Origin of the sequence: Paenibacillus sp. FSL E2-0177 (genome assembly GCF_037992975.1) — a bacterium.
Classification (GTDB): Bacteria; Bacillota; Bacilli; order Paenibacillales; family Paenibacillaceae; genus Paenibacillus_AQ; species Paenibacillus_AQ odorifer.
Map to the genome: position 1 here is coordinate 1,747,825 of NZ_CP150307.1, position 22,114 is coordinate 1,769,938.

The 22,114-nt window shown below is 45.4% G+C and carries 24 protein-coding genes; 20 read left to right on the plus strand and 4 right to left on the minus strand.

The window, feature by feature from the left end:
- The first annotated feature begins 539 nt into the window (after window positions 1–539).
- The 15 genes from spoVAC to MHI25_RS07840 all read left to right on the plus strand — a co-directional run bounded on the left by spoVAC (window position 540) and on the right by MHI25_RS07840 (window position 13,293).
- Window positions 540–1,043 (plus strand): stage V sporulation protein AC, encoded by a 504-nt coding sequence (gene spoVAC / locus MHI25_RS07770; RefSeq protein ID WP_076125192.1) that lies wholly within the window; start codon window positions 540–542, stop codon window positions 1,041–1,043.
- Window positions 1,040–2,071 carry a stage V sporulation protein AD gene (gene spoVAD, locus MHI25_RS07775; protein ID WP_036675714.1) on the plus strand — a complete coding sequence of 344 codons (1,032 nt, stop codon included), beginning with the start codon at window positions 1,040–1,042 and terminating at the stop codon, window positions 2,069–2,071. The genes spoVAC and spoVAD overlap by 4 nt, the downstream gene beginning before the upstream one ends.
- A 2-nt stretch (window positions 2,072–2,073) precedes the next feature.
- A complete protein-coding gene (gene spoVAE, locus MHI25_RS07780; protein ID WP_036675923.1) occupies window positions 2,074–2,424 on the plus strand; it encodes a stage V sporulation protein AE in 351 nt (116 codons plus the stop codon).
- A gap of 155 nt (window positions 2,425–2,579) precedes the next feature.
- The gene (locus tag MHI25_RS07785; RefSeq protein WP_076125188.1) at window positions 2,580–3,536 is read left to right on the plus strand and encodes a MoxR family ATPase; all 957 of its coding nucleotides are present in this window, start codon (window positions 2,580–2,582) and stop codon (window positions 3,534–3,536) included.
- Between the two features lies 1 nt (window position 3,537).
- On the plus strand, window positions 3,538–4,782 hold the full coding sequence (locus MHI25_RS07790; protein ID WP_076301931.1) for a DUF58 domain-containing protein: 1,245 nt from the start codon (window positions 3,538–3,540) through the stop codon (window positions 4,780–4,782).
- A 1-nt stretch (window position 4,783) separates the two neighbouring features.
- Window positions 4,784–7,024, plus strand: a complete 2,241-nt coding sequence (locus MHI25_RS07795) for a transglutaminase domain-containing protein (RefSeq protein WP_076305044.1) — start codon at window positions 4,784–4,786, stop codon at window positions 7,022–7,024.
- Between the two features lie 87 nt (window positions 7,025–7,111).
- On the plus strand, window positions 7,112–7,633 hold the full coding sequence (locus MHI25_RS07800) for a YqeG family HAD IIIA-type phosphatase (RefSeq protein ID WP_036675921.1): 522 nt from the start codon (window positions 7,112–7,114) through the stop codon (window positions 7,631–7,633).
- 2 nt (window positions 7,634–7,635) lie between these two features.
- A complete protein-coding gene (gene yqeH, locus MHI25_RS07805; RefSeq protein ID WP_076125182.1) occupies window positions 7,636–8,763 on the plus strand; it encodes a ribosome biogenesis GTPase YqeH in 1,128 nt (375 codons plus the stop codon).
- Between the two features lie 17 nt (window positions 8,764–8,780).
- Window positions 8,781–9,653: a shikimate dehydrogenase gene (aroE, locus tag MHI25_RS07810; RefSeq protein WP_076125180.1), complete on the plus strand. Its 873-nt coding sequence runs from the start codon at window positions 8,781–8,783 to the stop codon at window positions 9,651–9,653.
- A gap of 67 nt (window positions 9,654–9,720) precedes the next feature.
- Entirely contained in the window at window positions 9,721–10,014 is a 294-nt protein-coding gene (gene yhbY, locus MHI25_RS07815; protein ID WP_036675703.1) for a ribosome assembly RNA-binding protein YhbY, read from the plus strand.
- Window positions 10,015–10,050: 36 nt separating this feature from the next.
- The gene (locus tag MHI25_RS07820) at window positions 10,051–10,653 is read left to right on the plus strand and encodes a nicotinate-nucleotide adenylyltransferase (protein ID WP_076125178.1); all 603 of its coding nucleotides are present in this window, start codon (window positions 10,051–10,053) and stop codon (window positions 10,651–10,653) included.
- Window positions 10,625–11,203: a bis(5'-nucleosyl)-tetraphosphatase (symmetrical) YqeK gene (yqeK, locus tag MHI25_RS07825; protein ID WP_076125176.1), complete on the plus strand. Its 579-nt coding sequence runs from the start codon at window positions 10,625–10,627 to the stop codon at window positions 11,201–11,203. Before MHI25_RS07820 ends, yqeK begins: the two co-directional genes overlap by 29 nt.
- Window positions 11,200–11,547 carry a ribosome silencing factor gene (gene rsfS / locus MHI25_RS07830; protein WP_036675699.1) on the plus strand — a complete coding sequence of 116 codons (348 nt, stop codon included), beginning with the start codon at window positions 11,200–11,202 and terminating at the stop codon, window positions 11,545–11,547. The genes yqeK and rsfS overlap by 4 nt, the downstream gene beginning before the upstream one ends.
- Window positions 11,544–12,467 carry a S1-like domain-containing RNA-binding protein gene (locus MHI25_RS07835; RefSeq protein ID WP_036675697.1) on the plus strand — a complete coding sequence of 308 codons (924 nt, stop codon included), beginning with the start codon at window positions 11,544–11,546 and terminating at the stop codon, window positions 12,465–12,467. The genes rsfS and MHI25_RS07835 overlap by 4 nt, the downstream gene beginning before the upstream one ends.
- Before the next feature lie 55 nt (window positions 12,468–12,522).
- Entirely contained in the window at window positions 12,523–13,293 is a 771-nt protein-coding gene (locus MHI25_RS07840; protein WP_340395211.1) for a class I SAM-dependent methyltransferase, read from the plus strand.
- Window positions 13,294–13,795: 502 nt separating this feature from the next.
- On the opposite strand, the gene MHI25_RS07845 is transcribed toward MHI25_RS07840, so the two are convergent.
- The 3 genes from MHI25_RS07845 to MHI25_RS07855 form a co-directional block, all read right to left on the minus strand.
- The gene (locus MHI25_RS07845) at window positions 13,796–14,137 is read right to left on the minus strand and encodes a hypothetical protein (RefSeq protein WP_340395212.1); all 342 of its coding nucleotides are present in this window, start codon (window positions 14,135–14,137) and stop codon (window positions 13,796–13,798) included.
- Between the two features lie 137 nt (window positions 14,138–14,274).
- Window positions 14,275–14,433, minus strand: coding sequence for a hypothetical protein (locus MHI25_RS07850; RefSeq protein ID WP_036675694.1), 159 nt, complete (start codon window positions 14,431–14,433; stop codon window positions 14,275–14,277).
- A gap of 131 nt (window positions 14,434–14,564) precedes the next feature.
- A complete protein-coding gene (locus tag MHI25_RS07855; protein WP_036675692.1) occupies window positions 14,565–15,521 on the minus strand; it encodes a winged helix-turn-helix transcriptional regulator in 957 nt (318 codons plus the stop codon).
- Window positions 15,522–15,951: 430 nt separating this feature from the next.
- On the opposite strand from MHI25_RS07855, the gene MHI25_RS07860 reads away from it, so the two are divergent.
- Genes MHI25_RS07860 through MHI25_RS07880 form a run of 5 tightly spaced genes read left to right on the plus strand, consistent with a single transcriptional unit; the run spans window position 15,952 to window position 21,304 of the window.
- A complete protein-coding gene (locus MHI25_RS07860; protein ID WP_305954080.1) occupies window positions 15,952–17,268 on the plus strand; it encodes an arabinan endo-1,5-alpha-L-arabinosidase in 1,317 nt (438 codons plus the stop codon).
- Window positions 17,265–18,740 (plus strand): alpha-N-arabinofuranosidase, encoded by a 1,476-nt coding sequence (locus tag MHI25_RS07865; protein WP_076125169.1) that lies wholly within the window; start codon window positions 17,265–17,267, stop codon window positions 18,738–18,740. Before MHI25_RS07860 ends, MHI25_RS07865 begins: the two co-directional genes overlap by 4 nt.
- Window positions 18,741–18,744: 4 nt before the next feature.
- Window positions 18,745–19,017 carry a DUF6171 family protein gene (locus MHI25_RS07870; protein ID WP_076125168.1) on the plus strand — a complete coding sequence of 91 codons (273 nt, stop codon included), beginning with the start codon at window positions 18,745–18,747 and terminating at the stop codon, window positions 19,015–19,017.
- Between the two features lie 31 nt (window positions 19,018–19,048).
- The gene (locus tag MHI25_RS07875; RefSeq protein ID WP_076125487.1) at window positions 19,049–20,326 is read left to right on the plus strand and encodes a glycoside hydrolase family 27 protein; all 1,278 of its coding nucleotides are present in this window, start codon (window positions 19,049–19,051) and stop codon (window positions 20,324–20,326) included.
- 12 nt (window positions 20,327–20,338) lie between these two features.
- Complete coding sequence (locus tag MHI25_RS07880; protein WP_076125166.1) at window positions 20,339–21,304, plus strand: family 43 glycosylhydrolase; 966 nt, start codon at window positions 20,339–20,341, stop codon at window positions 21,302–21,304.
- Between the two features lie 81 nt (window positions 21,305–21,385).
- Here MHI25_RS07880 and MHI25_RS07885 read toward each other — a convergent pair whose 3' ends face one another.
- Window positions 21,386–21,913, minus strand: coding sequence for a hypothetical protein (locus tag MHI25_RS07885; RefSeq protein WP_076130705.1), 528 nt, complete (start codon window positions 21,911–21,913; stop codon window positions 21,386–21,388).
- Between the last annotated feature and the right edge of the window lie 201 nt (window positions 21,914–22,114).

The following is a 22,114-nucleotide window of genomic DNA, read 5'->3' on the forward strand; positions in this document are numbered from 1 at the left end:
TATAAGGACGTATAAGCTTTGCGTTATACATCATCCTTATAGTTCTACGAGAAACGGTTGCGATCCAAAATGGACGACAACGTTATTTCTTCCTGCCACTTAGTATGAACATTGTGAGCTCACTTGTCCATGCTAAAGAGACAATGAACACCCGGTGAACGCTCCGCGAATACAATGCAATAGGGGCTCTGGTGGCAGGAGCTTTAGAAAGGATGCGAAGGAAATGAGGGTAGCAGGTAGTGTACCCAAAAGAAGGGTGCAGGGAGGATACTCCAAAAGAAACCTAAAGGTTAGCGGAGCGCGCAGACGTTACTGGCGCCACAACTCTCTGGAAAAGGAAGCAGTGCTTATTCTTGTGCTGTTCTTGCTGCTGATAGTTGTGTTACTGTATTTTTCCTGAATTGGAGGGACATAACGAAGCGGGGTATGGCAAACAATAAGGAAAACTTCTAAGCGAAGAAACAACTTGAGGGGCTCAAAGTGAGTACTACTATGATGCTTGTCAGCCCCCTTCGCCTAACTTTCAGGAGGTGCCCTCAATGCCGGCGAAAACGAAAAAATCGGGTGTCAAGCTGAAGCTTGATACCCTGACCCCGCAAGATTACGAGAAATTGTCCAAGCCCTTTGTACCCGCTAGGCCCGTATTCAAAAACTGTGTGCGAGCATTTCTTGCTGGCGGCCTAATCTGTGTAATTGGACAAGGGATTCAGGAGGCTTATATGGCAATATTCGATATGACCTCCAAAGAAGCCGCAAGTCCAACTGTAGCGACGATGATTCTACTTTCTGTAATCCTGACCAGCTTTGGCGTGTATGACAAACTGGCGCAATGGGCCGGTGCAGGAACTGCGGTTCCGGTTACTGGTTTTGCGAACAGTATGTGCTCAGCAGCTCTTGAACATCGTGCGGAAGGACTTGTGCTCGGTGTGGGCGGCAATATGTTCAAGCTGGCGGGTTCAGTCATCGTATTTGGTGCCGTTGCTGCTTTCATAATTGGTATCGTCTATCTCTTTTTAGGCGTTGGCGGAGGTGCACATACATGAAACAGCTTGGCAGTCAGACTTGGGAGTTCACGAGCCGTCCCGTTATTTTAGGCTCTTCCGCTGTAGTGGGTCCTGAAGAGGGAGAGGGTCCATTAACGTCAGATTTTGATTTTATATTTGATTCCTTGGAAATGGGTGAAAAAACATGGGAAAAGGCTGAGCGGGCTCTTTTCGAAAAAGCCTCCCTACTGGCACTGATTAATGCAAACCTGGATAAGGAGAAGCTGGAGTTTTTTGTTGGCGGAGATTTGATGAACCAGATTATCAGCAGCTCCTTCGCGGCAAGAAAATTAGGTGTGCCTTATCTTGGAGTTTTCGGTGCTTGCTCCACTTCCATGGAGAGCCTTGCAATTGCCTCTATGATCGTAGATTCCGGAGGCAGCAAATACGTGCTCGCGGGAACATCCAGCCATAACTGTACGGTGGAGAAGCAATTTCGTTATCCTACCGAATACGGTTCACAGAAGCCGCCAACGGCGCAATATACGGTCACAGGCTCGGGCTGTGCTGTAGTAGGTCAGAATGATGGGACTGGCAACAATCCGGTAGTGGTCTCGGCTACCCTTGGACGAATAATGGATCTCGGTTTGACAGATCCTTTTAATATGGGAACAGCGATGGCACCGGCGGCGGCGGATACGATCACTGCGCATTTTCGGGATACCGGACTATCCCCCGGGCATTATGACTTAATTGTTACAGGTGATCTTGCATCTGTAGGCTTGCCCATTGCGAAAACCTTATTAGCTAAAGAAGGGATTCCAATGGAGCAAACAACCTTTGATGATTGCGGTTTGCTTATCTACGATTTGGAGAAACAGAAGTATGTGATCGCCGGAGGAAGTGGTTGCGGGTGTTCCGCAGTAGTGACTTATGGTCATATACTCAAGCGTATTAAAAAAGGTGAACTAAAACGGGTGCTGATTGTGGCAACTGGAGCCTTATTATCCCCATTGTCATACCAGCAGGGAGAGAGCATTCCGTGTGTGGCTCATGCTGTTGCTATAGAAAGTGGAGGTGGAGTTTAATGATGATTTACTTATGGGCTTTTCTGATCGGAGGAGCCATTTGTGTTATAGGCCAGCTGATGTTTGATGTATTGAAGCTGACACCTGCACATACGATGAGTACATTAGTTGTAGCCGGAGCGATTGCTGATGCTTTTGGCATCTATGATCCACTTGTGAAATTTGCGGGTGCGGGCGCAACCATTCCAATCACAAGCTTCGGTAACTCTTTGGTCCATGGAGCATTGACAGAGCTGGAAAGGGATGGCTGGATCGGTGTAGTTACAGGGATTTTTGATATCACGAGCGCAGGGATTTCGTCAGCGATTGTGTTCTCTTTCCTGGCTGCATTGGTTGTTCGGCCTAAAGGATAATGGGATTTTAGCGATTTAGATTAGAACCTGCGGGACATTTTGTCCTGCGGGTTTTTGGTTTGTTTACACTTCGTAAGCTTCAACAATGTACTTTGGGTCCCCTAATCATGTAAAATATAAATATTACTGCTTATTCTGACCTAGGAGGATCATATATGCCCGTTCGTCAAGAATCAATGCACATCATGAATGCTGTCCGTAATAATCTAGAATCCTGCATACTTGGAAAATCATTTGAAATACAATTGCTGCTAACAGCGCTGCTTGCCGGTGGTCATGTTCTGATCGAGGATGTACCGGGAACAGGAAAGACCCAGCTTATTCGCGCACTTTCCAGATCAATGTCCGGAGAGTATCGCCGGATACAATGTAATCCGGATATTCTTCCGAGTGATATTACCGGTGTATCTGTGTATCATCCGAGAGATGAGATGTTTCATTTCCGCCCAGGTCCAGTGATGACGAATATCCTGCTGGCCGATGAAATTAACCGAGCCACCACAAAGACACAATCCGCCCTTCTGGAAGTGATGGAGGAACGAAATGTAACCGTAGATGGGGAGACCTATCCGCTGCCGCATCCATTTATGTTGTGCGCCACCCAGAATCCGATAGATTTTGAGGGAACCTACACGCTGCCGGAAGCTCAGTTGGATCGGTTTATGCTAAGAATTAGTCTTGGTTATCCTGATGCAGCAACCGAAAAAAATCTATTGCTGAGCCATCAAGAAGGTCAACCGGTGGACAGGCTTACGGCTGTCACTAGTATGGAGCAGATCGCTAGTATTCAGGAGGAAATTCGTGAGATTTATATGAGTGATCCTGTACTGAATTACTTGTTAGATATTGTGCGCCAGACAAGAGAGCATCCGCTTGTATTGCTCGGTGCAAGTCCACGAGCTTCGTTATCGTTTATGCTGGCTTGTAAAGCTTATGCTTTCTTACAGGGAAGAGATTATGTGCTTCCAGATGACGTAAAGGTGCTTACTCCATTTGCCTTGGGTCATCGTATATTGCTGCGTCCAGAGTCGCGCCTAGATAATGTTAGCGTAGATTCACTGCTTCAAAAGCTTCTGCAGAGCATTCAAGTGCCTGTTACGATGAGGCAATAATATGAGACGTTATTTGTCTACGGTGGCAGCTCGCATTCAGCCTACTAAGTTCGCCAGCATCCTTGTAATTTGGAGTATTACTCTCTTATATGTACTATTTCAGGGCGGTAAAACTGCATTTATGTTGTTTATTATGGTCTCTGTACTTATTGCATATCTGATTGCTGGAGGTTTGGGAGGCGTTCGGCGGGCTAAGGGTGTTCGCAGTTTTTATGCCGAACAGGATAAGGGAGATTTGCTCTCTGCCGGTGGGTATCTTCGTGTAGGTCTGAAGGTCACAATCCCGGGGATTTTGCCTTTACCTTATGTAGTTGTTAGGGAAGTTCTGAAACGGCATAATGGCGAATCCTGGGTATTTGAGGAAAGCCTGATTCCCAGCCTCAGAGGACTTGGGGAACTGCGGTTTCAGACACCAGTTCTCGAACGGGGCACTTATACATTTTCAGATACGGATATCATCAGCCAAGATATTTTTGGCCTTGTTGAGCATAAAGGTACTTTTCTGGCTGAAGGCCAGTTTCAGGTGTTGCCTCGTGCAATCTATGTTCCGCGGTGGCAGTTATATGAAAGAAAATCCCGTCTTTCTGGGCCACAGACCTCTGTTGTTCAATCACGACGTGAGACTACCCAAATTAACGGTGTACGCGACTACGTATATGGCGACCGCCTAACACGCATTCATTGGAATGCAACGGCAAAGACAGGCTCGTGGAAGTCCAAAGAGTTCGAGCATGAGTCGATTCCCAAGACCATTCTAGTTCTGGACGGCTCTGCTTCTGCTTATACGAATTCGAATCAATTTGAACTCGCAGTCTCCGTCGCAGCCTCACTACTTGGATTCGGCATTCGAGAGCGAATTGGGATCGGTCTTTGCTGTTTGGATAAGACCACGAAGGTATTTGCACCTGTTGAAGGTGCTGCTGAGCGTCAGAAAATGATTCAATATTTGATCGATCTTAACGCCGAAGGGCACGGTCCACTCATATCCCGTTTGGAAAAAGGTTACCGTATGTTCCCTAAAGGCTCATACTTCGTGCTAATTAGTCCTCAACGTGGTCAGCCTGTACTGGATGCACTACGTTGGGCTGACAGCAGAGGGATGACTCCGTCGCACATTCATATAGGGAATTTATCAGAAACGAATAGCAGCACAGATTGGACAGACGTTCTAAGATCACGGGGGATTACAGGCTACAGCATTAGCTCACTGCAAGAGCTTCCCATAGTATTAGGAGGGGAAGTCTGATATGAGAAACTGGTGGAATCAGATGAAATTCTCCTGGCACCGTTCTTTAGGTCTATTGTGGCTTTTAATTATAGCCCACCAGTGGGTCTCTTATACGGAACCTATCTGGTTAAGACAGACAACTGCTGTTGTGTGGGCTGCATTAATAACGATCACTGTTATTGAAATCATAATTCCTGTAAAAGTTCAGATAAGGCTCTTTATTGAAGCGGCAGCTATTATTTATATCGTTTATCGGATACTTATCAATTATGGTATATACGTTGCTGATCCTTGGGCAACAACCCTCCCGGACAGACTGCAGGATATTGCAGTTCATATGGTGCCCTATATCTGGTTTGCTCTCGGAGCCTCAGCCCTGCTGCTGTTGTCGTCTTGGTGGGCATCCTCAAAAAGACGTATTTTATGGTTTATAGGAATGAACATAGTGGCCTTGGCTGCCTTGGATTCCTTTACATCTATTGTTTTGTGGCAGGAAGTAGCCTGGACGGTATTTGCGGGGATGGGCTGGCTGGTCAGCCAGCATCTGAGAAGCTTCCAGCTTCAATATCCGCGTGGTTGGGTGCATCTGCTGAAATATCCCACGAAAATAGTCATTAATATTGCCATCGTCTTCTCTTTGGTCATCCTAATTGGAGTGAATATGCCTGGGGTAAGGCCTACCCTAACCGATCCTTATACCGCTTGGCAAGAATGGAATGGGATTGGGAAGTCTTCTGGGAAGGGCACAGTTGGGACCACGAAATCTGAGATGGGTTCTGTCTCCCCTACTAACAATACTTCGTCAGGCTACAGTCTGAATGATGATCAACTAGGTGGCGGCTTTACCTTCGATTATACACCGGTGATGACAGTAGTTTCTGATTTGCGTATTTATATGCGGGGAGAAACGCGCAGATTATATTCCGGAAGAGGTTGGGTCGATAGAGACCGGTTAAATCGGGGACCTCTAGAAGCGGTGGATGTAGGTGAAGCTTTAGAGAGCAGTGTGGGTTCTAAAGTAAATACACGAACACTGAAACAAACAGTAACCGTGCTTAATAATAATGAATTTCCCGTACTATTTGGCACTTATTCAGTATCTTCGGTGGATTCTTTAAATGGGGAAAAAGTTGGAGATGGACTCTCCTGGAGAAGCCGAGACAGCGAGCTGATCTGGGATGTGGATGGGAAAAAACTCGCTTATCCGTCTACTTTTGAGGTGACGTCTGAGGTTCCTGTAATTCCTGTTCAAGAATTGACAACAAAGACGTATGAGGAGCTATATAAAGGGAACGATTTGGAGAAAATGTTTCTTCAACTGCCTAACGATTTTCCTAAAAGAGTCAGGGAGCTGGCTGAGGAAATCACGGCTGAAGGAAAAACGCCGTATGAAAAAACAGCGCTTTTGCAACAATACTTACAACAAACCTTTCCATATACCAATAATCCAGATATATCACGTGTCACAAGCAACGATTTTGTAGAAGGGTTTTTGTTTGAGTTAAAGGAAGGTTACTGTGATTATTATTCTACGGCACTGGTTACTATGGCGCGCTCTCTGAACATCCCTGCACGATGGGTTAAGGGGTACGCACCTGGGGAACAGCCAGAAATCCCAATGAATCCGGCACAACAGCAATCCGGCACAGTGAATAATAACTATACAATTACCAATGCGGATTCCCACTCTTGGGCTGAGGTTTATTTTGGTGATTATGGTTGGATTCCAGTTGAAGCTACACCTGGATTTAATATTCCGCTTCTAACTCAGAGTGAGCAAACCCCTGAAGTCGAGCCAGAAGATCAAGAAGAGCAGGCAGAACCTACACCAGCGCCTGTGAATAATGCACAAGAAGATCAAGGGTTTCATGTAGGTCTATGGGTTGTTGTGGCAGCTGTAGTGGTTTTGCTGTCCTGGGCGATTTTTATAGTTTGGCATAGACGCTTTAAGCTTCGCTTCTTCATGCAGCAGCTGCGCAATGGCCGGCCTTTAACGCCAGATCAGAAAGTAGTGGCGGAAACTGAGCGTTGGGTAAGGTATTTGCATCGCAAGGGAATGCTAAAAGAAGAACACGAAACTTTACGTGAAGCCGTAGATCGCTGGAGTGGAGAACGGCCGGCAGTGGCTGATCATCTATACTCACTACTAACAATGTTCGAAAAGGCGAAATATAGCCCTGAGGTTATTGAAGACAAAGACTGGCAGAGCGTGTATACTGAAGCTTTGTGGGTGCGGAGAAAAATGAGATCCAAGAAATAACACTTTGCGTGAAAGTATAGCTACAGATTTATTTGCGATGCGCAAGGAGTATGTTATAGTTTTTTGTATGAAATCGAGGTGAACGTATTGTTTGAAATGTTAGTTCCCAAACTCCGGGTGAATACGGTATTCGATATTGCTCTGGACGAGCTGTATAGACAGGGATATCGCGGAATCATCACGGATCTGGATAACACACTGGTCGGTGCCAAAGCGCCTGTGGCTACTCCGGAGCTGTTGTTATGGTTCGAAAAGGTGAAGGAACTGGGCTTTAAGCTCATCATCGTATCTAACAATAACATGGAACGGGTGTCCCGCTTTGCAACACCGCTTAATATTGAATTTGTGCACCAGGCTCGTAAACCGAGTAATGCTCCTTTTCTCAAAGCGATGAAGCAGATGGAGCTGCCCCCTGAACAAACGATTGTGGTGGGAGACCAAATGCTTACTGATGTATACGGCGGCAATCGCCTTGGCCTGTATACTGTTTTGGTACTGCCAATCTCCGTCAAGGACGAGGGGTTCGGCACAAGGTTTAATCGCCGGGTAGAGCGGGTTGCTCTGACACGGCTTCGCAAAAAAGGATTGTGGCACGAGGAGGATAAATAGTAATGAACGAACAAAGCGAAACACAGCGTCCTGAGAAGTGCAGCGGTTGCGGCATCAAGCTTCAGACGGAACATAAGGATCAACCAGGATACCTTCCGGAGGTTGCACTTGAACGTGACCCGGTGATTTGCCAACGCTGTTTCCGGATTAAAAATTATAATGAGGCTTCATCTGTTTCGGTGAATCAGGATGAATTTCTTCGCCTGCTGAGTGGAGTAGGAGAGAAGAATGCGCTTGTTATTCATATTGTCGATATCTTCGATTTCGAAGGCAGTCTGATTTCCGGCCTGCAGCGGTTTGTTGGCAATAACCCTGTTATTCTTGCAGTGAATAAATGTGACTTGCTGCCGAAGGTTACAAACTGGAACAAGTTGCGTAACTGGATGCAGCAGCGCTGTAAAGAGGAAGGCTTGCGGACGGCTGAAATCGTACTTTGCAGTGCGAAACGCAATCAAGGTTTTGACCGTTTGCTGGAAGCCGTAACGGAGTTGCGCGGTCAACGCGACGTATATGTAGTAGGTGCTACCAATGTGGGCAAATCCACACTTATTAATCGTCTGATTTCGGACTATAGCGATTTAGAGCAGGAGTTAACGACTTCACGTTACCCTGGCACAACACTCGATACGGTCAAAATTCCACTGGATGACGGCCACTACATTATAGATACTCCAGGGATTGTGTATCCTTGGCGTTATAGTGAATTAGTTGAGCGTCAGGATCTGGATGCAGTTATGCCTGCCAATCCTTTGAAGCCGACAGTCTATCAGTTGAACGAAGGACAGACTCTTTTCTTCGGTGGATTGGGACGTTTTGATTTCGTACAAGGCCCGCATCAATCCTTCACTTGCTTTATTAGTGGTACTTTAAAAATCCATCGCACGAAGCTGGAACGCGCAGATTCCCTCTATCAGGATCATCGCGGTGAAATGCTGTCTCCACCGGGAAGTGACCGGATGGACAAGCTGCCACCTTGGCAGCGGCATGAGTTCCGGATTAACCGGGGCAGCAGAGCCGATCTGTATATTTCGGGTCTGGGCTGGATTAAGGTTAATGGAACTGAAGGTGCAGTTGTGGCCATTCATGTTCCGCGTGGTGTGAAGGTGCTTACCCGCCCTTCGATGATTTAACGAGGGAGGATAATCTATTGTCTACAACTGCAGTCGAAGGCTACAATAGCGGTAATATTCTACTCGGTGTAATGGGAGATCCTATTATACAATCCAAATCTCCAATTATGCATGAAGCAGCGCTGCAAGCGCTGGGAATTCCGGGTGCTTATGTACCGCTTCACATCCGCCCGGAGAAGCTGGGCGATGCGGTGCAAGCGATCCGTACGCTTGGTTTCCGTGGAGTGAATGTGACGATTCCGCATAAGGTTGCGGTGATGCAATATTTGGATGTATTAGATGAGAGTGCAGTAGCCGTTGGTGCAGTCAATACGATTGTTAATGATAACGGAGTGCTCACCGGATATAATACGGATGGGATCGGTTATGTGCGTTCGCTCAAAGCGGAAGCTATTTCTGATTTGTCTGGTGTGAAGATTATGGTTATCGGGGCCGGTGGAGCAGCAAGAGGAATTGTTGCCGCACTACTTCAGGAGAAGCCTTCTTCAATCATTATCGCTAATCGCAGTGTTGATAAGGCAGAGGATTTGGCGACACAATGCCGTAGCAAAGGGAATGTCATCGGGATTAGCATGAACGAAGTAGCAGAAATGCTAAGTGGTGTAGACGTGCTGATCAATACTACCTCCGTAGGTATGTATCCTCATATGGATGAGACACCGATAGATCCTGGACTGCTTCGTGAAGGAATGGTCGTAAGCGATCTGATTTATAATCCGCTGCGCACGCGGCTATTGTTGGAAGGACTCGAACGGGGCTGTACGATTCATGGAGGCCTTGGTATGTTTGTCTATCAGGGAGCTTATGCTCTGGAGTATTGGACAGGGAAGCCTGCACCTACGGAAATCATGCGGCAGACTATTCTCGATTGTTTGGGTGGAAATGAGTAAGAAATGGATTCATCAAGTTAGGGTAATAATAGGTAATAATATATGTTAATTAAGGAGTTATTCATTTATGTTAACTGGTAAACAAACACGGTATCTTCGTTCATTGGCGCATCATCTCGATCCTATTTTTCAAGTGGGCAAAGGTGGAGTAAACGATCACCTCGTACGCCATATTGAAGAAGCTATTGAGAAGCGCGAGCTTATGAAGATTAGTATACTGAGCAATAATATTGAGAATCCCAAGGAAATCGGTGCTGCTCTGGCTGAACAATCGGGTTCTGAGCTTGTGCAAGTGATCGGTAAAACTGTCGTTCTATACAAAGAATCACGTGATAACAAAACCATTGAGCTGCCGCGTTAATAGCTGTAAGTATACCTTACCGAGGAGGTTGTCCTCTTGAAAGTTGGAATTATGGGAGGTACCTTTGATCCTCTTCATATCGGTCATATGATGGCAGCGGAAGCCGCAAGAGATACTTATGGTCTGCAAGAGGTATGGTTTATGCCTTCACATATCCCGCCTCATAAACATGAGGCGGGTGTATCTGGAGAAGACCGACTAGCCATGGTGCAGGAAGCGGTGAAGAATCACGAAGCTTTTTGCACATTAGATTGGGAAGTTGTCAGAGGTGGCGTCTCCTATACCTATGAGACCATAAGACGTCTGCAAGAGGAGTATCCGCATTTCGATCTTTATTTCATCATTGGAGCGGATATGGTTCAGTATTTGCCGAAATGGAACGAGATTGAAGAACTGGTGCAGCGGCTTACATTTATTGGTGTGGGTCGTCCGGGGACACCTCTTGATCTAGATGCATTGCCAGACTTTATAGCAAAAAAGGTATTGCTTGCAGATATGCCACTGGTTGATATTTCGTCAACGATGTTAAGAGAACGGGCGGCAGCAGGTAAATCTATTCGTTATATGGTTCCAGAGGCAGTGTTCGATTATGTTCAAAGGAGTGGATTGTATGGCATACAGCCGCGAAGCACTGATTGAAGCGGTCTCCGCACAGATGCCTGATAAGCGCTGGAAGCATACACTCGGCGTGATGGAGACATCTATTCAACTGGCGAAGCAATATGGTGCTGACCCTGAGCGTGCAGAGACAGCAGCAATTCTGCATGATGTGGCTAAGTATTGGCCGGTTGAGCGTATGAAGGAGATCATTGAACAAAATCAATTAAATTTGGATCTTCTGGTGTATGACAAGCAGATGTGGCATTCGGAAGTAGGCGCCTTTGTAGCTGAGAAAGACTATGGGATTACGGATCCTGATATTATCAATGCGATTCGTTTCCATACCTCAGGCCGTGAAGACATGAGTTTACTTGAAAAGATCGTCTGCCTAGCTGACTACATCGAGCCTGGGCGTGATTTTCCCGGGGTTGATAAGATACGCGAGAAGGCACAAGTAAGTTTGGAAGAAGGATTAGTCGCTGGGTTCGATTCTACGATTAGTTTGTTACTGGAGAAACGTCGGGTGATTTTCCCCTTAACGGTACTGGCGCGTAATGATTTAGTTAGAATATTGGAGGATAAAATATGAGTGTACAACCAAGCAAGCTGTTAGAACTGGCCCTTAAGGCTGTTGAAGATAAAAAAGCAATGAACGTCGTGGCACTAGATCTACGTAATGTTTCACCAATCAGTGATTACTTTATCGTATGTCACGGTAACTCGGATATTCAGGTACAGGCGATCGCTACCGAAGTCCGTAAAGTGGTTCATGAAGCAGGCGGAGTGATCAAAGGGATTGAAGGCATGGATTCAGCACGCTGGGTGCTGATGGATCTTGGCGATGTTATCGTTCATATATTCCACCGCGATGAGCGTGAATATTACAATATCGAGCGTCTGTGGTCCGATGCCAAGGTTGTGGAGACTGTATGAGCCTGATTGCAGGAACTACGGTTACACTTCATGTAGAGCGGGAAGTTTCGCCATACGGATTTTTTCTGAATGCTGGAGACCAAGATGTTATGCTGCATTATACGGAGCTGACAGAGAAGGTAAAAGCCGGCGATAAAGTTGAAGTTTTCATTTTCTTTGATACCGAGGACCGTCTTGCGGCAACGATGAAAAAACCATTTCTGACGCTGGGCGAGATGGCGTTATTGGAAGTGGCTGATATTCATCCGCGTCTGGGCTGCTTTTTGGAGATGGGTCTTGGACGTCAGCTGCTGCTGCCTATCCGTGAGCTTCCAGAGCTTCCAGAGCTGCGTCCGCAGGTTGGGGACTATGTGTTTGCGATCATGGAGCATGATAAACAGGGGCGTCTGCGTGCCAAGCTGGCCGGAGAACAGGAGCTTGCTCCTCTAGCTCTGCCTGCACCTGAATCTTGGATGGGGCAGACTGTAACAGCCCGAGTGTATAAGCCGCTGCAAATGGGTACTTTTGTACTTGTGGATGCGGGTGTGCTAGGCTTTGGGATTATCGGTATGGTCCATTCCTCGGAGCGGAGCCGTCTGCTGCGTCTTGGTGAGCAGTTTGAAGCACGTGTCTCTCATATCCGTGAAGATGGACGTGTTAACCTTTCTATGGGTCTTCGTAAAGAAGTGGGGATGGATGTAGATTCCGCCGCACTTTTGGAGTTCTTAAATGCTCGTCCAGGTGGAGCGATGCCTTATTCGGATGCTACGCCGCCAGATATTATCAAACAACGGTTCGGAATCAGTAAATCCGCCTTCAAGCGTGCACTTGGGAAGCTGATGAAGGAAGGCCATATTACTCAAAAAGAGAACTGGACGTATCTTGTTGCTAAGGATAATGAAGAAGGAACAACCGAAGGGCAAGAAGAAACGACGGATTAAGCTACGATTCAATAGACGGAATTTATAAAATGTTGTTATAGAAAGCGGTGTAATTGTGTCTTCCTATGGGAAATTTGCTTATGTATACGATGAGCTTATGGCAGATATGCCGTATCCAGATTGGATATCCTTTGCTGAAGCCGCATGGAGTAAATACGGCAAACCGTTAACTGTAGCCGAGCTTGGCTGCGGAACAGGAAGTATTACAATTCCTTTGGCGGGTTCAGGATATCATATGACCGGAATCGATTTATCTTCTGATATGCTCTCAGTGGCACAGCGCAAAATGGAGGATCATCCCCTGGGACGGCGTTTTTTGCGCGAAGGCAGTGTTCGTTGGATTAGACAAAACATGAAGGAATGGGAGCTTCCGGAGCTGGTGGATTCTGTAATTTCCTTTTGTGATTGTCTGAATTATGTGTTGGAAGAGGATGACATCAGCGCTGTTTTTGCCAGTACCTATGCAGGGTTAAAGCAAGGCGGAACCTTCCTGTTCGATGTGCATCATCCAAACACACTAATTCGTTATGAAGAAGAACAGCCCTTTATTCTGGACGAGCCATCTGTTTCTTATATTTGGACTTGTGAGATGGATGTTCCACGCCGCGAAATTGAACATCATCTGTCCATTTTTGCCCGTGAAGACGGACATAGCGATCGCTATCGCCGATTCGAAGAGACCCATATTCAGCGCGCCTACGATCCTAACTGGATGAAGGAAGAGCTGCTTAAGGCTGGGTTTAGTGATGTGAAGATCTACGCCGATTTCGAGTGGGTAGAGGCAGAAGATGATGCTGAACGATTATTTTATGTAGCTATAAAATAATTATTCAAAATGTTAAGAGGGGCTGTCCCATAAGCTATGAAAATAGCTGCTGGGACAGCCCCTTTTTTTGACTTTAGCTTATTGCTGGCGGAAGCGAGTGGAATGCTGCTGTTAGAAGCACATAGGTTGACGCTGCCGGAAACAAGTAGGTTCCCGCAATTGAATGCTCATGCATTGCCGCTTTGCGGAAGCGTGTGGGTTCTCGCTCTCGAATGCTCATATATTGCCGCTTTGCGGAAGCGTGTAGGTTCTCGCTCTCGAATGCTCATATATTGCCCATTGCGGAAGCGTGTGGGTTGCCGCTCTCGAATGCTCATGCATTACCGCTGCCGCATGCGTGTGGGTTTTCACTACCCATCACGCATGCATGCACAAGTACCATCAGATATACGTATTAATAGTAGCGATCGGACCCAGCGGACCTTATACGCAGCATTTTCCAATATTTTGGGTGCTATCGGACTCCATTGCAGCTATTGGCTTGAAAAACGTCCAATATTGGTCATTTTCCAATGGATAGCGTCACTGGAGTCCGAAAACATGCTCCAAGAGCTAAAAATATGCAAATAACGTCATCTGGGTCCGTAAGCCACGTAAGCCGCGTAAGCCAGTAAGCCGCGTAAGCCAGTAAGCCGCGTAAGTCACGTAAGCCGCGTAAGCCAGTAAGCCGCGTAAGCCACGTAAGCCGCGTAAGCCACGTAAGCCAGTAAGCCGCGTAAGCCACGTAAGCCACGTAAGCCACGTAAGCCACGTAAGCCAGTAAGCCACGTAAGTCACGTAAGCCACGTGAGATACGTGAGATGATGGAGACAAGGTTGGAGCAACCAGCCAATGACCCAAACATAAACAGCGCTTCTCCGATATCAGGAGAAGCGCTGTTTTTTTTATGACATCATCTGTTGGAGCAGCTTGTAATTGCGCCAACATAAGAAATACAAAATAAACCGGGCAGTGTTCATACCACCCGGCATCTTCCAATCCTTACCGATGCTCAAACAGATCAATGGCACCCAATACGACATGAGCCAGACCAAATCCAAGTACGCCTGTTGCTGCCATCTTATACTTGCTTCCAAGAAAAGCGGCGCTAGAAGCGGTTACGACGGTTCCAAGAACAGCGGGAATTAGACCTTCACGCATTCGAAACACTCCTTCTCGGTGGTTTGGGAGACAAAGTTATTATGGTTCAATATCGAAAAAATATACGAAGCACAAAAAGACCCTAAATCAGCGTTAGCTGAATCTAGGGTCTTTTTATTTAAGCGGGGTTGTTACTCTGCTATTATAACAGCGTTACGAGGGAGGCCCTCTCCAACTTCATGTACATCATACAACACACGTGCCAGTAGGTCCTGGCTATAATTGCCGAAATGTTTTCCGTAAATCGTGAGTCCACGTTTGTTTGTAGGTTTGTCGGTTACTGCGATACGGAAAGTGAGTTCACTTTTGTAATCCAATTGGATATCATCAAGGGTCACGTCAGAAATCCGACAGCCATCAATAAAGCTGCCTTCATTATTGATACGGATCAGCTTCAGCATACCGTATTGGTTTAGGTGCGGAGGCCACCAATCGGGGTTAAATGTTCCCCGGGTATCTCCGAAATCGCCAGGGCTAGTCCAGAATCCGATTTCAATTCCATTTAAATAGAAATAAAGGTCGGACGGATAGTTATCGTTAGACCCAGGAGCTTCAGAGCCGATCTCCATCGAGAACTGAATTTCGCGGAACGTTTGGTTGGCTTTAAGGTAGTTCGGAATTCTATATTCGAGGAACCCTTCAGCCATCCAAATAATTTCGGATTCAATTCGCTGCGGATCTGCAAAATAACGCGGCTCGTCGAAATCCCCGATGATGCTGTCTTTGGTAGCCAGTCCACAAGTTGGAACAGCCTGATAGTTGCTGTAATGACCTACTTGAATTTCTACTTCGTAAAGATTATCAACATCCTTGCTGCGAAGGTCAACAATAAGCTTGTCCTTATTTAAATAGCAGACCTTTTGAATACCGTGCTTACCCACTGATGTGTTTATCTCAATGAGACCGCTTTCTTCTAACTTTTTAATATGCATGGTGATGGCGCCGTTGCTGAGGTTCAGTTTCTTGGCAATTTCATTCAGGTTCAAGGCTTGATTGGTGGCAAGGAGCTCTAAAATGAGAATTCTGATTTCTGAGCTTAGTGCCTTAAAAATTTCTAATCCACTCATTAAATCTTTAATATAGATCATTTTATCAATACCTTCTTCCGATTACGTCATAAATTATACTATTTTATAAAATTATAAACTAATAAGGCATATAAATAAAGTATACTTCCTTATTTTGTAGAATGTACGAATATAAGAGGGATTTTTGGCATGATTTTTATTTGATTTAGTAAAATTTAAACATATAAAGAATTAATCTAAAGAAAAAGGCTGTTATTTCGCCCTAATTCATTTATTTCGAGTTTAATTTCATATAAATATAAAAAGGTTTATAGAAATATATTTACAAGGCTTTTTATATATGTTATTTTATATTGTAAGCGAATACATATTTTTTCATTTTAAATTTAATATTTATTGCTGTTCAATCTGTTGCTATTTCTGAGGTGATAATTTAATGGTAAAAAAAACATCAGATCTTGTCTTTCCAAGTTCCCCGGGGAACATGCCAATGTATGATCTATCAGTGATTGATATCGAGTCTTTATGGACGATTCACAACACACATGATCCAGGCATTATTAAAACAGATGAGGGTTACTATGTTTTTTCTACGGACATAAGAGTCGGAGGAGAATTACGTCCAGGCGTAATGGTTCGGAAATCACAGGATCTTATCCATTGGGAATGGGTTCATTATGCGCTGCCGGGAATTCCCCAAGTTGCGAAGGAATGGGCAGGGGCTACTAATTTATGGGCACCCGATGTGGTGAAATACGGTGAACAGTATCGAATGTATTACTCGGCCTCATCTTTCGGAAGTAGACAATCGCTAATCGGACTTCAAACTTCAGCTTCTATTGAGGGACCTTGGACCGATGAAGGTGTAGTGATTCAGACGCGTGCTGAAGATTCACTGAATGCGATTGATGCCAATGTGCTTACGGATGCAGATGGGCGAATGTGGATGGTGTATGGTTCTTTTTTTGGTGGAATTCATATCATTGAGCTGAATGCGGAAACGGGCAAACCGAAGCAAGAAGGTTTTGGTACGCTGATCGCTAAACGGGATAATACCATTAAAGATGGAGCAGTTGAAGGACCGTACATAGTGTATAACGAGCAATTCAAAAAATACTATTTGTTCGTCTCCTATGACTCCCTGTTTGAGGATTATAACGTTCGTGTCGCTCGTGCAGATACTATTACCGGCCCATATGTGGATTATAACGGACGAGATATGACTGATAGTGCGCATCAACCCCGATATGAGGTCGGCAATAAAATACTGGGTGGCTATCGCTTTGGACAAGATCCAGGTTGGATAGCTCCCGGCCATAACTCAGTTCTTCATGAGGATGGCAGCTATTATATAGTTCATCATGCACGTGGTGAAATCGATAAACATTGGTCCTATTTACAGGTTCGTCGAATTCTGTGGACAGAGGATGGTTGGCCTGTTGTATCTCCAGAACGGTATGCGGGTGAAGTGGAACAGGATATTCCAGAACAGCTAATCGCAGGACAGTGGGAATGGATTGTAATGGACCCCTCAGCGGATGGCCAGATTCAGTCTGCCGTCATAAGTCTATCCTCTGACTTTAAGCTGGAAGGTGCGAATGGAAAGGGAAGCTGGTCTTTTGATGGATGCAGAGTCCTGACCTTGGTCTGGAATGATGTTGTCGAGGGTGAAGGCCGGATAGAGAAGGTGCAATTGCTTCCGTCATGGGATTGGGAGAAAGAAACTCAGACCCTTGTATTTACTGGATTAAATGAAAATGGAATTTCCATCTGGGGTAAGCAAAAGAATGGAGAAGAGAATAGATGACTACGATCAAGCTACATGCAGGTAAAGGAATTAATAAGATCAGCAAATATCTATATGGTCATTTTGCTGAGCATTTGGGCAGATGTATCTATGACGGGATCTATGTGGGGGAAGATTCACCGATTCCGAACACCAAGGGCTTCCGCAATGACATCCTAGCAGCACTCAAAAAAGTTAATATTCCTGTCCTTCGTTGGCCGGGGGGTTGTTTTGCCGATGAGTATCATTGGAAGGATGGCGTTGGTCCAAAAGAAACCCGTAAGCGGATGGTGAATACGCACTGGGGCGGTGTCGTCGAGAATAATCATTTTGGGACGCATGAATTTTTTGAATTATGTGAGTTGCTGGATTGTGAACCGTATATCTGCGGGAATGTTGGCAGTGGCACTGTTCAGGAGATGTCGGAGTGGGTTGAATATATGACCTTTGAAGGCGAATCACCGATGGCGGACTGGCGTCGTGAAAATGGGCGTGAAGAGCCGTGGAAGTTGAAGTATTTTGGTGTAGGTAATGAGAACTGGGGCTGCGGCGGCAATATGCGTCCAGAATATTATGCAGATTTGTACAGACGTTACCAGACATATGTGCGCAATTATGGTGAAAATCAGATCTATAGAATCGCTGGTGGCGCCAACGTTGATGATTATAATTGGACGGAAGTGCTAATGCGCGAAGCTGGACGGTTTATGGATGGTCTCAGTCTTCATTCGTATACGATTCCTGGAAGCTGGGAAGAGAAACGTTACGCTTTAGGTTTTGATGAAGCCGAATGGTTTGAGACTATGCAAAAAACCTTGCATATGGATGAATTGATTACTAAACATTCAGCGGTTATGGATAAATATGACCCGGATAAGCGGGTTGGAATGATTATAGATGAGTGGGGAACCTGGTTCTTAAGTGAACCTGGTACGAATCCAGGGTTCCTGTATCAGCAGAATACACTCAGAGATGCATTGGTAGCAGGGGTAACGCTGAATATTTTCCAAAAGCATAGCAGTCGTGTGCAAATGGCGAATTTGGCTCAAGTGGTCAATGTACTGCAGGCTCTTATCCTGACGGAGGGCGACAAGATGATTCTAACGCCTACCTATCATGTATTTGAAATGTACAAAGAGCATCAGGATAATGAACTGCTTGAAGTTACTATTGAGAGCCCTGATTATACGTTTGGGGAGCTTACAATTCCACAGATTAGCGTTTCTGCATCTCGTGATACGAATGGCAAAGTATATGTTTCACTCTGTAACCTGAGCCATAAGGACAGCGCATCGCTAAGTATTGGTATTGAAGAGGTTAGCTTTAGCAAAGTGACAGGTCAGATTTTAACGCATTCCGTGCTGGGAGCGCACAATACATTTGAGGCACCGGATACAGTTACTCCAGTAGCTTTTGAGGGTGCGTCTTTATTAGGTGAAAAGCTGAGCTGTGAGCTTCCACCTGCTTCCGTGGTAGTCTTGACTCTGGAATAACATCATGTCAGAGAACCAAGAAAAAAACCGTCGCTGCAAAAGCTGTGATGAGAACATGAGAATAAGCCCAGAAAAATTGGAGCGTTTAATAGAAATAGCCACTAGAGAAAGACCTTTAGCACCGGAGGAGCAATATTTGCAGCGTATTGAACATTGCCGAGATTGCTCTGGCCTGCAATTTGGTAGCACTTGCCGTTATTGTGGCTGTCTTGTAGAGGTAAGAACAAGATTGCAGGACTCTACTTGCCCTTATCCCTTGGCACCTCGCTGGGAGTGAATACTAAGTTTTTGAAAAGGACGTGAAAATCATCAAACAAAATTTGTTAGCTGCTACGCCCCCGATGGGCTGGAATAGTTGGGATTGTTACGGGGCCAGTGTAAATGAAGAAGAAGTAAGAGGCAATGCAGAATATATGGCTACCCATTTGAAGGACTTTGGTTGGGAATATGTAGTTGTGGATATTCAGTGGTATGAGCCTGGAGCGAATTCTTCGCAGTACCGCAACTTTGTACCGCTGGTTATGGATGAGTACTCCAGACTTCAACCTGCTGAGAACCGGTTTCCTTCCGCAGCGGGAGGCAAAGGGTTTGCGCCACTCGCTGAATATGTACATGGATTGGGTTTGAAATTCGGCATACACATTATGCGCGGAATCCCGCGTCAGGCTGCTCATGCGGCCAGTGCCATTCTAGGATCTGAGCAAACCGCACGCGATGTGGCTCACCCAAATTCTATTTGTCCATGGAATACGGATATGTATGGAGTAGATGCTTCAAAAGAAGGCAGTCAGGCGTATTATGACTCGCTGTTCCAGTTGTATGCCAGTTGGGGTGTGGATTATGTGAAAGTGGATGATATTGCCGCTTCACGCATTTATGGATATCACAAAGAAGAAGTTGCTATGATCCGTAAGGCTATTGACCGCAGTGGTCGCGAGATGGTGCTCAGTCTTTCGCCTGGACCTGCTCCAGTGGAAGAGGCTGAACACTTAGCCGGACACGCTAACCTTTGGAGAATGACCGATGATTACTGGGATCATTGGCATTTGCTGCGCGGGATGTTTGAGCGCTGTGAGAAATGGGCTCCTTATGTGCAGCCGGGCCATTGGCCGGATTGTGACATGCTTCCGTTAGGTCATCTGGGCATTCGTTCTGTAGATGGCGGGGGAGACCGGTTCACGCGGTTTACTCATGACGAGCAGGTCACCATGATGACACTATGGAGTATTTTCCGCTCCCCGTTAATGTTTGGAGGAGAACTTCGGGACAATGATGATTGGACATTATCTTTATTGACCAATAAGGAAGTGCTTCATCTGCATCGTTATGGTAAAGGCGGCAGACAGGTGGCGCTAAATGAGGAGCATGCGATCTGGACATCTGAGGATGAACAAGGTAACCATTATGTAGCTTTGTTTAATCTTAGCGATGAAGCTTTAACGCTTCAGGTGTCGTTCGAGCAGCTTAAGGTTTCAATTCCTAATACTATACGTGATCTATGGCAGAGCCGCGATTTGGAAGTGGTTAACGAAGGTATTTCTCAAACTCTTCCACAGCATGGTTCTGTATTGTTAAAGTTTAAATAGAGGAGAGAGATTATGAATACGAGTGTAGAATATAAAAATCCATTGGTGGAGCAACGAGCTGATCCATGGGTATATAAACATACAGATGGTTATTACTACTTTATTGCTTCTGTCCCAGAATACGACCGGATCGAAGTTCGGAGAGCAACAACAATCGAGGGATTGGCTGCTGCAGAACCGGTTGTAGCTTGGCGTAAATATGAGACGGGTCCGCTTAGTGCAAACATTTGGGCACCAGAGCTCCATTATATTGACGGGAAATGGTACATTTATTTCGCGGCGGCGCGTACTACGGAGACGAAGGATGGATTATTCGATCACCGTATGTTTGCTCTTGAGAATGAATCTGCCAATCCTTTAGAAGGAACATGGGTAGAAAAAGGCCAGGTAAAAACCGCTTGGGAATCCTTTGCATTGGATGCAACCACCTTTCAACACAAAGGAAAATTGTATTATGTATGGGCACAGAAGGATCTGAATATTGAGGGGAATTCTAACCTGTATATTTCGGAAATGAGTAATCCATGGACGCTAACCGGTCCTCAGACCATGATTGCTACTCCTGAATATGACTGGGAGATTATTGGGTACAAGGTAAACGAAGGAGCTGCAGTGCTTAAACGTAACGGCCGTATCTTTATCAGCTTCTCGGCTAGCGCTACGGACTTCAATTACTGCATGGGACTTTTAGTTGCAGATGAGGACAGCGACCTGCTGGATGCCACTTCATGGACCAAACTGCCGGAACCGGTATTCCAGACCAATGAAGAGAATGGACAATATGGACCGGGTCATAACAGCTTTACTGTAAATGAAAATGGGGAAGATGTACTCATCTACCACTGCCGCAATTATAAAGAAATTACCGGCGATCCGCTGTACGATCCGAACCGTCATACTCGTGCTCAAGTCTTCCATTGGAATGAAGATGGTACGCCGAATTTTGGGGTTCCCGTTAAGGATGCAGCTAAACAATAATTCGTTAAGGAAATAAAAAAAGAGGGTTACTTATAAGCCATTTACATGGCTGCTGAGTAACCCTCTTTCTTATGTTGCACCTTAAGGTATATATTGTTGAACGATAGAAGTAATTACGCCGTCCTGAATGGTGATGTGATACGGGAACTGGCTCAAGTCGATGACATCCGTTTTATTAAATTGATCCATAAATTGCTGTAAGGTGATGGACTCATTCCAGTTGATATCCAAGTCATCCATATTGCCAGTGTGATCAAAAATTTGCATCGTCACTGTGGCGTTATCCGCAATCGGATAAGTTGTCAGAGTATCAACATCATTTACAATATAATAACTGTCTGGAGCTCCGCCTATTTCTGCTGCAGCTTCTGGATCTCTTTCAGCAAAGATTCGATCGGCATCAGCACCCTGATACCAGTTTATTTCATCGGTCATACCGGAGAGCTTGCCATGGTCGGATTCAATAGTATGAAAGTAAACTGTTTGATGCTGGGTCTTGTCACTATCTTGCGCATCTACCCGTGTTCCAACGGTACTTGCAGAAGTAATGAGGGAAAGAAACAACAGAACAACAACCGGTAACACATACGCTGACTTTTTCTTAAACATTATTAATCTCCCCCTTGAGATATGTAAGACGTTGTATAGAACTTATTACCCGCTCTGTTTTTTCTTAAACGGGTTTATATTACTCTTTACGTGAGAAGAGCAGTTTTTGTTGCATTTTTTTAAAAGTTTTTTTAAAAAGCAATGAGAAGTCATGAGTTTCCTAAAATGAATAGTAAAAGCTTGTCTCCTCGGGCATATTAA